Genomic DNA, 10,888 nt, shown 5'->3' with positions numbered 1-10,888 from the left:
TGGGAGTTACCATTCTTAAAACAAATTATATACATATGAAAAAATCAATGCTCATTATATGCACACTATTTTTTGGTGTGACTGTTATGGCTCAAACCCAAAAAATTAAACTAGGTGTAAAAGCAGGTTTAAATTTAGCAAGCCTTAATTTTGATGAAAGCGAACTAAACTCATCAAGCAAAACGGGATTCACGGCAGGGTTTATGGTCGAAATTCCAATGGCTAAAAGCTTTTCGCTTCAACCGGAATTGTTATACAGTCAGCAAGGATCAAAAACTTCTTTTTCTGATAAAGACGTAACCAATTCGCATTATAAAAGTACAATAGACCTGAATTATCTGAACATTCCTGTAATGCTAAAATATTATGTATTCGAAGGATTAAGCATACAAGCAGGACCTCAAATAGGAATACTTTTAAAGGCAAATAATAAATATCAGGATAATTTTTTAGGATATGAAAATCACGAAAGTTTCAATCTGAAAGATTATTCAACAGGTATCGATACTTCTGTAAATTTTGGATTGGGTTATCAATTTAAAGATAAATTCTATGCAGACGCAAGATATAACATTTCGTATTCGAATGCTTTCAAAGAAGGAGATGCAAATCACTTCATTAATAATGATATGAAAAACCGAGTATTTCAAATAACAATTGGTTACTTTTTTAAATAGAATGAATTAGTTTTTTATGTTTCCAAAGCTATTTAGAGAAAATAGAACTCTCTGGTTTTGACTTGTAGAGGTTATAGAAACGTATTTTTATTAAAGTAAAAAAGCCTGTAGATATTTTATTTACGGGCTTTTTTTTTGTGGAATTTAGAAATCATAATTGAATATTTAATTACAATATCAATAATAAGTTTTGAAAATCCTGAATGAAGAGTGTTGTTGTAAACTTGATGAGGTTTTTATATAGAACGCTTAAAGCGAAAGTTGTTCGTAATTTTACAATTTCCTGCTTTTCAGAATTACTTCCTTTGTTTGTATAAAAAAACAAATACAATGAAAAAAGGAATTATTCTAAACGGATTATTGATGCTTACCTTTTGGTGTAATGCTCAAACTGAAACTCCTGCATTAAAGTCTGCAAGAAAGGCAATAGAAGCCAGTAATGAGATTTATGCAGATCTTGCTAACAAAAACGACGGATCTATTCTCACCAGATATACCGATGATGCCTGTTTGTTTCCGCCTAATGGAGAACCCGTATGTGGAGGTGCTCAAATGCTCGCATTCTTTAAAGGCGGACCCAAAGTGTATGTTAAGTTTATGATTCAGCATTTGTATGGAGATGGTAAAACTTCTGTAACAGAGGAAAGTTTTTATGAAATGACTGATATGGATGGTAAAAAACTAGACGACGGAAAAGTGATTGTCATTTGGAAAAACACTAAAAACGGATGGAAGATGCATCGCGACATGTTTAGCAGCAATCATCCGGCGAAGTAAATCTAGAAACCAATGTTAACAGCTTGCTGAAAATCGGTATCATTTTTAAGTAGTGAATTTCTGGAAACAGAAGGAGTAATGCCTGTAAACTTTCTGAACTCTTTAATAAAATGAGCCTGATCATAATACCCGCAGTCGTAAGCAATCTCAGTCAACGATTGCGAGGTATTAAGCACCAGTTGCAAGCTTTTATTAAATCGCATTACCGAAGTAAAAGCTGCAGGACTGATACCAATATTTGAGAGATAAAGCTTTTGAATATATCTTTCTGATAACCCTGAATGTTTCGCCAGAGCAGGTAAATCCAATTGCTGATCATTAAATAAAAGCTGTTGATTAATAGCCTGAACGATTGATACTTTCTTTAATCGAGCTTCATTTTTTTTCAATTGCTGAAGAAAATGAGTTTCTAAGATATTAATTTTAGAAGCGAGTTCATTTGTTTCCATAATCCGAAAATACAATTCCCTATTTTCGCTCAATGCAACATCGTACATATCGGTTGCATAGTTCGTAAATTCAGATAAAGGATCAGAAAAAAACAATGCACTTGCATACGGATAAATTCTCGCTATAAGTACCGAAGTGCCTTGCGCAACAGTAAGTCGGGTAGGAAGAGTAAGATGCCCCAGCAATTCTATCGCCGGTGTGTCTTTTCGTTTGCCATTGATAATAGTTGCGGCAGCACCTTCGGAAATATTGACAATAAAATCTACATATCCACTTGGATAAAAAACTTCGTTATTAAGATGTTTGTTAATCGTAACAACGGTATAATTCTTTATATATGGCGCTAAAACAGCGGAAGGTAAAATCTCCATAAAATTATTTTTTGCCGTAATTCGAAATTAATCTATTGATTAATAGCTTGTTCGAAATTAGAAAAAAATGTAATAGGAAATAATGTATAAAATAAAAAAATCGCAATTACCTAAAAATATGGTGATTGCGATTTTTTTTGTGGAGTCGCCGGGAATCGAACCCGGGTCCAAACAAGCAACTAAAGAGCTTTCTACGCGTTTATTTCCTGATTGAATTTTCGATGTTGAGCTAGGTCAGGAACAACCACTCAACACTTATCTTCTTAATTTCGAAATCCACCCGAAGCTCATGGAAATCTAGGTCTATTTTTACGGTTCCCCTGTACTGACCGCCACAAACCAAGGCTTTCAAGGAGAATCCAGCTTCCCTATCTTATAGGGACGTGGCTAATCTTACTATAATTCAGATTATGCAGCTAAAGCGTAGTTATTTTCGCCGTGTAAAATTGTAAGATCTTATATTTACGAGCAAGGTCTCAATGCTCGACGTGCTTACTTTTCAATTCGACTTGCTGTCAAAACCAGTCGACCCCAAAAATGAGTTTGCAAATTTATACTATTTGAAGTTACTTTGGTAATAAAATTTACAGAAAAATAATATTATTCTTCGTCTTTAAAATTAAAAGGATAATCACCAAAAATAGGAGCCAGTTTACGAACAGCATAAGTGTTTCTGGTCATCTTGTTAGATAATGCAATAATGGTCACATGCTCTTTCATCAAAGGAATATAAGATGAGGTATTTCCATGCCACCATCCATTGTGGAAATAATAATTTTGTCCGGTTTCCCAATTAATCATTCTAATTCCTAAACCGTAATTTTTCGTTCCTTTTCGTTCATTGCTGTTACCAGTATAAACTTCTTTTAATAAAGCCGGTTTCAAAAAGTCAGGTGAATTTCTGGCTCTGTCAAATTTCAAAAGATCTCTAACGGTAGAGAAAATGTTTTTGTCTCCGTAAACATTGTCCAGATAATCAAAACCAATTTCTGCACCATTACCTTTATAAGAAGGTACAATTGTTTTACGATCTTTATCATCGTCAAAAACATAAGTATTTGTCATTCCCAAAGGTTTGAAAATCATTTGAGACATTGCTTCCTTATATTTTAAACCCGTAATTTTTTCAATTATAAGTGCCAGCATTGCATAATTAGTATTGCAATAACCAAAACGTGTTCCTGTTTTTGATTCTAATCCAATATTTTTTGTGGCTAGAATGTCTAAAATATCTTGATTGGTAAGCTGATTATGTCTGTCCCAAACCGATTTATCATGATCTGTGAAATAAGCATAATTACGCATTCCGCTACGGTGACTTAACAACATTCTAACGGTACAATCTTCGTACGGAAACGTTTTTAAAATCGTATTTACCTTTTGATCCAAATCAATTTTGCCGGCATTAACCAATTTTAAAACCGCTGTTGCAGTAAGAACTTTACTTACAGAAGCAATTTGAACAGGTGTATTGGCGGTTATTTTAGTTCCTTCATTTTTGTTTGCATAACCATTATAGCGTTCAAAAATAATTTGACCATTTCTGGCAACCAAAAAACTTCCGTTCATACTATTGTTTGGCCAGTTCTTGTTGTAAAAGTGATTTATTCTTCCGGCTACTGAATTTATATAGGCTTGTGAAATTCGTTTTTCAGGACCTAAAGGCTTCATTTTTGGTAAGGTATCTTCTATTGTTGAAGCTTTGTCAACACTCGTTTTTTTATCTTTTCCACACGAACTTAAAACTAAAATTAGAATAAGTATTTGTGGTATATTTGTTCTCTTAAGGAAATTCATTTGCATCATTCTTGAAAAACAAATATATCGAATTCAATATTTATGTTTTGATATTTTTAGTTAGCCAAAAAGCAGTTTTTAACATAATATTAACTTGATTTTTATTTAGTCGATTGTTATTCAGCTTTTAACGGTTTTTAAAGATTCTAAATTGTATTTTGACAACAAAACTTTAACTGAAATTGTTATATTTGAAACAAATTAGATGCAAAAAGTTATATTAATAATTACTTCAAACCTATTTAAATGAAATTTGGAATCATAAAAGAAAGAAAAAGCCCACCAGATCGCCGTGTTGTTTTTGCTCCGGGTGAATTGGCAAAACTCAAACAAACGTATCACGATGCTGTTGTTGAGGTAGAAAGTTCAGATATCAGAATTTTTTCAGACCTTCAGTATAAAAGTATGGGCATTACCGTTACAGAAGATGTTTCTGGTTGTGATGTTTTATTTGGTGTAAAAGAAGTTCCTGTAGAAAATTTAATTCCAAATAAAGCTTATTTTTTCTTTTCTCATACCATCAAAAAGCAACCTTACAATAGAAAATTATTACAAGCTATTTTAGAGAAGAATATCGATTTGTATGATCATGAAACTATTGTTGATGCAGAAAATCGACGTTTAATTGGTTTTGGAAAATATGCCGGAATGGTTGGTGTTTACAACGGAATCCGTGCTTTTGGGATAAAATTTGAATTGTTCAAATTACCAAAAGCGGAAACTCTTGCAGGCAAAGACGATTTAATTAAGCATTTGAAGCGTATTACAATGCCAGCTTTGAAGTTTGTAATCACTGGAACTGGAAAGGTTGGGAGCGGAGCCAAAGAAATTCTGGATGCCATTAAAATAAAAGAAATAACAGTTGAGAATTATCTAACTAAAAATTATACACAAGCTGTTTATGTTCAGTTGGATGTTTTAGAATATAATAAACGTATCGACGGTGAGGTTTTAGATTTTAATGATTTTATTGCACATCCGGAAGCTTATGTTTCTGATTTCGAAAAATTTACTAAAGTCACAGATATTTATTTTGCAGGTCATTTTTATGCAAGTGGAGCTCCAATGATTTTGACAAAAGAAATGCTAAATGCCAATGATTGCAAACTTAAAGTTGTAGCTGATATTTCATGCGATGTAAACGGACCAATTGCCTGTACTTTGCGTTCTTCGACAATTGCAGAACCTTTATATGGCTATTTTCCTTTGGAAGATAGAGAAGTAGATGTTTTTCATCCTGCAGCGGTTGTCGTAATGGCGGTTGATAATTTGCCATGCGAAATCCCAAAAGATGCAAGTGAAGGTTTTGGAGAGCAATTCATGGAACACGTAATTCCTGCTTTCTTTAATAATGATAAAGACGGAATCCTAAAACGCGCAAAAATAACCGAAAACGGAAAGTTAACTCCAAGATTTGCTTATTTGCAAGATTATGTAGACGGTAAATAATTATGAATTATGAATTATAAATTGTGAATGTTTTGCAATCTTAATTGAGGATTATGTTTTATAAAAAAGAGCTTTCTAAAAAATTTAGAAAGCTCTTTTTTTTTGTGCTAGTGCATAATGGTAAACTATAATTAAGGCTTTAAAATAATTTATAATTCATAATTCACAATTATTTTAAACCATTTCCTCCGGTTTTACCCACGCGTCAAAATCTTCGGGAGTTACATAACCCAAACGAACGGCTTCGTCTTTTAGAGTAGTTCCGTTTTTGTGAGCTGTTTGTGCAATTTCGGCGGCTTTATAATAACCGATTTTTGTATTTAAAGCGGTAACTAACATTAACGAATTGTCTACAAGTTCTTTTATTCGTTTGTAGTTTGGTTCGATTCCTTGTGCGCAATGTTCGTCGAAGGAAATACAAGCATCGCCCAAAAGTCTTGCAGATTGTAAAAAGTTTGCTGCCATTACAGGTTTGAAGACATTTAGTTCATAATGTCCTTGCATTCCGCCAACGGCAATTGCCATATCGTTTCCTATTACTTGTGCACAAACCATTGTTAAGGCTTCGCATTGTGTTGGGTTTACTTTTCCGGGCATGATTGATGATCCAGGTTCGTTTTCCGGAATATGGATTTCGCCAATTCCTGAACGCGGTCCAGAAGCTAACATTCTAACATCATTTGCAATTTTATTCAAAGAAACTGCCAGTTGTTTCAAAGCGCCGTGTGTTTCTACAATTGCATCGTGAGCAGCCAAAGCTTCAAATTTATTCTCGGCTGTGATGAAAGGATGATTCGTGAATTTCGCAATGTACTCAGCAACTTTTACATCGTATCCTTTTGGAGTATTCAATCCGGTTCCTACTGCGGTTCCGCCCAAAGCAATTTCTGATAAGTGAGCTAAAGTATTTTTAAGCGCTTTTAATCCGAATGATAATTGAGCGGCATATCCTGAGATTTCCTGTCCTAATGTTAATGGTGTTGCATCCATAAGATGTGTACGTCCAATTTTGACAACATCTTTAAATTCTGCTGCTTTTTTAACTAAAGTCGTGTGTAATTTTTCGACACCGGGAATTGTGGTTTCAACAATCATTTTGTAAGCTGCAATATGCATTCCGGTTGGGAAAGTGTCGTTTGATGATTGTGATTTGTTAACATCATCGTTGGCTTTGATAAATTGTTCGCCTTCGCCAATATTAAATCCTTTTAGAACTTGTGCACGATTGGCAATAACTTCATTAACGTTCATGTTACTTTGTGTTCCTGAACCGGTTTGCCAGATTACAAGCGGAAATTCGTCGTTTAATTGTCCGGCAAGAATTTCGTCGCAAACGGCTGCGATCGCATCACGTTTTTCGATTGGTAAAACGCCTAAATCATAGTTTGCATAAGCGGCAGCTTTTTTAAGATAAGCAAAGCCTTCAATGATTTCGTGTGGCATTGATGCCGATGGTCCGATTTTGAAATTATTTCGGGAACGTTCTGTTTGTGCTCCCCAATATTTATCGGCTGGAACCTGAACTTCTCCCATCGTATCTTTCTCTATTCTGTATTTCATGTTGTTATTTGTAAAAGGTTATATGTGATTTGTAAAATGTTGCGGTGAATGGGACGCGGATGACGCTGATTTACTTCGTAAAGACGCGGATAAAAACTGATCTTTTTCTTTTATGATTGAAAGTTCTTATGAAAATGAATTTTTAGCCCCGATAGAAGTGAAAATCCTTTTTTGTTTTTTCTTTAAAAACATAAAAGATTGTAGCGGATAGCGGGAAACAGCTCCTGAAAACATTCATATTCTTCTAATTTAGATAGTTAAATAATTATCGGAAAAAATCCTTATTTAAAATGAGTTTAAATATACGGATTATTGTGATTTTATAAAAATTGATTTGGATTTTATTGCTAACGAAAAATATAAAACTTACATTTGTCCTTACATTCAAAAATTCCGGAAAACATGTTTGAATTTTCACAGTACTTAGGCTTTTTACTTTTCTTGACCATACTAACTATAGGGTTTTGGTTGATGTTTTTCTTAGTTGGTTTCGTATCTTATTGGGTTACGGGAGCAAGCTGGGAAATGTTCAAAGAGAAAAGAGCAAAAAAGAGACAAGAAGAGCAATCAATTTAATTTTAAATTGACTTCAATAAGAAAGGACCCGTTTATACGAGTCCTTTTTTTTGTTTAATGAATTTCTATAGCGAGACGGAAAACCTTAATGCTGATAAAATAAAGGGATAAATTTTACCGCAAAGTACGCAAGGTTTTGTCTTATTATTATAAACGCAAAGTTCGCAAAGCTTTATCAATTACAGCTTTGCGAACTTTGCGTTTGTATAAAATCTTATAAATAAAAAACCTTGCGTACTTTGCGGTTAAATTTACGTTTAGTTTTTAACTTATATTATCCCGGATAATCTCCTCCGCCATCATTTCCATCATTTTTAGGTGCTGCATTTTTATCTCGATCGCTTTTGGCTTTGTTAAAACGATAGGTAAACGATAAATTGAATTGACGTCTACGGAATTGCATTTCGCTATAAGCGTTTTGGCTTTCGTGTGTCACATCGTTTTCAAGATAAGTGTAAGACTTCATAATTCTTGAGTTGAAAATATCGCTAATATTGAAGGCTATCGTTGCTTTGTCTTTTAGAACATCTTTGCTAAACGCCGTATTCATACCAAACTGACCTAAGTTTTTACCTTGAGCTGTTTTTTGTTCACCATTATAAGTACCGCTTAATTGCCAGTCTATTTTGTACGGTAATGTTAATTTTGAGTTGATTCTGGCAAACCAAGTATTAGCTTGATTGTCTAGATTTTGTACAACTGTATTTCCGTTAAAATCGATATATGTGTTATCTCCGGTAGTTTTTACGTTGTAAAAGTTGAAGTTACTGTTGATTCTCCATATTTTGAATGGTGTGTAATTCAGCGTAAACTCAAAACCAAATTTTTGCTCTTTTCCTAAGTTAATAGGTCGGCTTAAAATAACCGGAATTCCATCTACTGGTTGACCCGGTGTAGGAGTTATGACCTGACCATCAGGAGTTACAACTTTACCTGTAGGAGTTCTCACGAAACTGAAAACGTCTTTTGTGTTTTCGAAATATGCTGAGGTATTAAAAGTTAATTTATCCCAACGTTTGATGTATCCAATATCGAATTTATCTGTCAAAGATGGATCTAAGTCCGGATTCCCCTGAAAGATATTTACGTTACTTGAGTAATTCGTCGCAGGATTCATGAAACGTCCTCTAGGTCTTGTCAAACGCTTGCTGTAACTTGCTGTGAAGTTGCTTTTATCTGAAATTTCGTAACTAACAAATGCACTTGGAAATAAATTGTTGTATTTTTTACTGTTGAAATTGTTAGTATCAAGTAAATTAACCTGAATATTGGTATCTTCCCAACGCAATCCAAATAAATAAGAGAACTTATTTACTTTGAAACCGTATTGCGTATAAATTGCGTTTATGTTTTCCTTGTATTCTAAAGTATTTGAAAGATCCGGATCTGGTTTACCGTCAATGCCGGTTATTATATATTCGTTGTTCAGGTCGCCAAAACTTCCTTTGTATCCGGCTTCAAACTGACTTCCTTCGCCTAATGGCAATACATAATCTGCTTGTAATTGTATTTGTTTCTGAACCTGATCATTCAATGAAGTATTGAAATTTGGTGATGCTGTAATGGTGCTATTACTATCGTCTGTATTTCTTGAAATCGATAAATCGGCAGTAAGTTTGTGTCCTTTATCGTTGAAGTTCTTGATTAAGTTTGACGTATATTCTACGTTTTCACTTCCGGTAACACCATCATTTAATCGGTATGAATTGCCTGTAAAAGCATGTGCCGCGTCAAAATTACTATAAGTGATATAATCTCTTGTATCGCCGGAATTTTTTTGGTAGTTAATAGCGTTTGTCCAGAATGTATTTGGAGCAACAGTCCATTCTATACCAGCTCTTCCGTTAAATCCGTCAGAAGTTCTTTTAGTATCACGATCTTCGTCAAGATATCCTTTTGGAATTCCGTTTGCATCAAGATATTCAGTGTTTGTTAAACCTGCACCTTCACTTGTTCTACTGTTGTATCCAAGAGTTGTAAAGTAGTTTAGTTTCTCTGTTTTATAATTTAAGTTTCCGCTTAAACCATACGTTTCAGGAAGTCCCGTTGAGGCAATGAAAGTTCCGTTTAAACCTTGATTTTTTCCTTTTTTAAGAATGATATTGATGATTCCTGATCCACCTTCGGCATCGTAACGTGCTGATGGATTGGTAATAACTTCGACTTTGTCAATAGCATCAGCAGGAAGCTGACGTAATGCTTCAGCAACATTGATTGCGTTTGAAGGCCTTCCGTCAATTAAGATTCGGATATTATCACTTCCTCTTAAACTTACGTTTCCTTCTGTATCAACAGAAACCGATGGTACATTGTCCAGAACGTCACTTACAGTTCCACCTTTTACCATCATGTCCTGACCAACATTGTATACTTTTTTGTCTAGTTTTATTTCTACTGTTGATTTTTCGGCACGAACGACAACTTCATTCAATTGTGCGGCATCTTCAGATAGATTTACAACTCCTAAATTAGTATCTCCTGAAATATTTTTTCCTTTGATCTCAGTTGCTTTAAACGAAATAAATTCAACTTTTATATCATAAGTTCCCGGAGCAACAGCAACCTCAAATTCCCCTTTTGGATTTGTGATTCCACCGGCAATAACTTTAGTGTCATTTGGAGCCATTAACGAAATTGTAGCGTATTCAAGCGGTTGCTTGCTTACTTTTTCGAAAACTTGTCCGGTAACTTTTACTTTGTTTTTACCAGCTGGAGGTTGTTGTGCATAGTTGTAAAAACTTGTAAAAAGGAATACAAGTAATACAGCGAATTTGATTTTTTTCATCGTTTTTTGGTGTCTTTTTCTTCTTAGACCGCAAATGTACCTTTTGGTTTAAAGACAAGAATCACAAAAAAATGTTAATATGGCTTTTTATAACTATTCTAAAAAAGAAGCGACATTATCTAAATCTCTTCCAATAATGGCTTTTCCGTCTTTGATTACAATTGGACGTTCTATTAAAATAGGATTGTCAATCATCGCTTGGAGAATTTCGTCGTTTGTCAATTCTTTTCCTTTGTAATTTTCGATCCAGATTTTTTCTTTTATGCGAACTAATTGTATCGGATCCAGATTTAATTTCCCAAGTAAATCTTTTAGTTCATTAAAAGTTGGAGTCTCTGTTAAATAAGGAATAATCTTATATTTTTGATTGGTTTGCTCGATAAATGCCAAACAATTTCTTGATTTTCCGCAACGTGGATTATGGTAAACTTGTATCATTTTATTAT

8 protein-coding genes and 1 other RNA gene are annotated in these 10,888 nt (G+C 34.0%); 3 read left to right on the top strand and 6 right to left on the bottom strand.

The features are described 5' to 3' along the window. The first annotated feature begins 35 nt into the window (after positions 1 to 35). Complete coding sequence (locus CLU81_RS05540) at positions 36 to 677, top strand: porin family protein (RefSeq protein ID WP_099708910.1); 642 nt, start codon at positions 36 to 38, stop codon at positions 675 to 677. A 330-nt stretch (positions 678 to 1,007) separates the two neighbouring features. Beyond that, a complete protein-coding gene (locus tag CLU81_RS05535) occupies positions 1,008 to 1,454 on the top strand; it encodes a hypothetical protein (protein ID WP_233209664.1) in 447 nt (148 codons plus the stop codon). Between the two features lie 2 nt (positions 1,455 to 1,456). Here CLU81_RS05535 and CLU81_RS05530 read toward each other — a convergent pair whose 3' ends face one another. The 3 genes from CLU81_RS05530 to CLU81_RS05520 all read right to left on the bottom strand — a co-directional run bounded on the left by CLU81_RS05530 (position 1,457) and on the right by CLU81_RS05520 (position 4,078). After that, on the bottom strand, positions 1,457 to 2,275 hold the full coding sequence (locus tag CLU81_RS05530; protein ID WP_099708909.1) for a helix-turn-helix transcriptional regulator: 819 nt from the start codon (positions 2,273 to 2,275) through the stop codon (positions 1,457 to 1,459). 137 nt (positions 2,276 to 2,412) lie between these two features. After that, positions 2,413 to 2,808: a transfer-messenger RNA gene (gene ssrA / locus CLU81_RS05525) on the bottom strand. A 67-nt stretch (positions 2,809 to 2,875) separates the two neighbouring features. Then, positions 2,876 to 4,078 carry a serine hydrolase gene (locus tag CLU81_RS05520; protein ID WP_099712679.1) on the bottom strand — a complete coding sequence of 401 codons (1,203 nt, stop codon included), beginning with the start codon at positions 4,076 to 4,078 and terminating at the stop codon, positions 2,876 to 2,878. A 240-nt stretch (positions 4,079 to 4,318) separates the two neighbouring features. Here CLU81_RS05520 and CLU81_RS05515 point away from each other — a divergent pair, with 240 nt between their 5' ends. Continuing rightward, complete coding sequence (locus tag CLU81_RS05515; RefSeq protein ID WP_099708908.1) at positions 4,319 to 5,521, top strand: NAD(P)-dependent oxidoreductase; 1,203 nt, start codon at positions 4,319 to 4,321, stop codon at positions 5,519 to 5,521. Between the two features lie 174 nt (positions 5,522 to 5,695). Here the strand turns inward: CLU81_RS05515 and fumC are convergent, their stop codons facing one another. The 3 genes from fumC to CLU81_RS05495 all read right to left on the bottom strand — a co-directional run bounded on the left by fumC (position 5,696) and on the right by CLU81_RS05495 (position 10,880). Continuing rightward, positions 5,696 to 7,081 carry a class II fumarate hydratase gene (gene fumC, locus CLU81_RS05510; protein ID WP_099708907.1) on the bottom strand — a complete coding sequence of 462 codons (1,386 nt, stop codon included), beginning with the start codon at positions 7,079 to 7,081 and terminating at the stop codon, positions 5,696 to 5,698. An 850-nt stretch (positions 7,082 to 7,931) separates the two neighbouring features. After that, on the bottom strand, positions 7,932 to 10,442 hold the full coding sequence (locus CLU81_RS05500) for an outer membrane beta-barrel family protein (RefSeq protein ID WP_099708906.1): 2,511 nt from the start codon (positions 10,440 to 10,442) through the stop codon (positions 7,932 to 7,934). 93 nt (positions 10,443 to 10,535) lie between these two features. Beyond that, positions 10,536 to 10,880: an ArsC/Spx/MgsR family protein gene (locus CLU81_RS05495; protein ID WP_099708905.1), complete on the bottom strand. Its 345-nt coding sequence runs from the start codon at positions 10,878 to 10,880 to the stop codon at positions 10,536 to 10,538. Positions 10,881 to 10,888 lie beyond the last annotated feature (8 nt).

The organism is Flavobacterium sp. 9 (assembly GCF_002754195.1).
Classification (GTDB): Bacteria; Bacteroidota; Bacteroidia; order Flavobacteriales; family Flavobacteriaceae; genus Flavobacterium.
Note: the sequence above shows the minus strand (reverse complement) of the source record. Positions and strands in the feature narration are given on the sequence as shown.